This window comes from Kineosphaera limosa NBRC 100340 (genome assembly GCF_000298215.1).
Lineage (GTDB): Bacteria > Actinomycetota > Actinomycetes > Actinomycetales > Dermatophilaceae > Kineosphaera > Kineosphaera limosa.
This window is the reverse complement of the sequence record NZ_BAHD01000162.1, coordinates 1-895: the sequence shown is the minus strand read 5'-3', so window position 1 is coordinate 895 and position 895 is coordinate 1. Positions and strand designations below refer to the sequence as shown.

The 895-nt window shown below is 69.6% G+C and carries 1 protein-coding gene; it reads right to left on the bottom strand.

Translation table 11 applies throughout. From position 1 onward, the window contains the following. Positions 1–895 (bottom strand): DUF222 domain-containing protein (locus KILIM_RS25265; RefSeq protein ID WP_006594946.1); only part of this gene is annotated, 895 nt, incomplete at both ends.

Genomic DNA, 895 nt, shown 5'->3' with positions numbered 1-895 from the left:
GGCCCAGTGGATGAGGTGGTGTTTGTCGGTCCAGGCGGCCGGTATTCGGCATCCGGGGTAGGTGCAGGTTTTGTCGCGCAGCTCGAGTGCGGTGACCAATCCCGGTTTGGCGAGCCGATGGGCGTGGCCCAGGTCGAGGAGTTCGCTGCGGGTGCCGAGGACGGCGGGGATGATCTGGGCGTCGCAGGCCAGCATCCGCACGTCGGCGGGTGAGAGGACCTGCCCGTAGCGGGTGGTGCCGCAGCCGGCGACGCTGGAGCGGGTGGTGTGGTGCCCGAGCGTGCCGGACGCGAGCACGCCGACGCTGCCGGCCTCGAGCGCGCCGTGCCCGCAGCACGGTCCCTTGCCAGGGCTGTCCGGGTTGCTTGCGGTGCCGTTGCCTCGGTCGCAGGTGGCAGGTGTGTCGGTGGCTGTCGGGGCGAAGGCACCGAGGTGGGTGCTGGCCGTCGTGTCCGCCTCTGCCGGGAGGAGCCCGAGTTGTTCGGCGAGGCTGGTCTTGCGGATCCCTCCGACGAGGTCGGCCAGGGGGATCGTCACGATGATCCGCGCGGCGGCCCCGCTGCCGCGGACGGTCTTGTCCGGGTTCGTCGCATGCGTGGCCATCGTGACCAGCGCGTCCAGGCGCCGGGTGCCGGGGGTGCGGGGGTCGTGTTCGCCGGTGTCTTGGTCGACGTGCGGCTTGGACAGGGCGTGGAGGGCGGCGCTGAACACGGCCTCGTTGACGGGGTCCATCACGATCTTGGACTCGAACATCCCGGTCTTGGCGTTCAAGCTCAACGCGGACATGGTCCGGTTCGAGCGTTTCTGTTCGTGCTCGTCCTCGAGGGTGGTTTGGGTGCCGTACTGGGACAGCAGCACGTCCTCGAATTCTGCGATGTTCTTGCGGGTCGCGCCC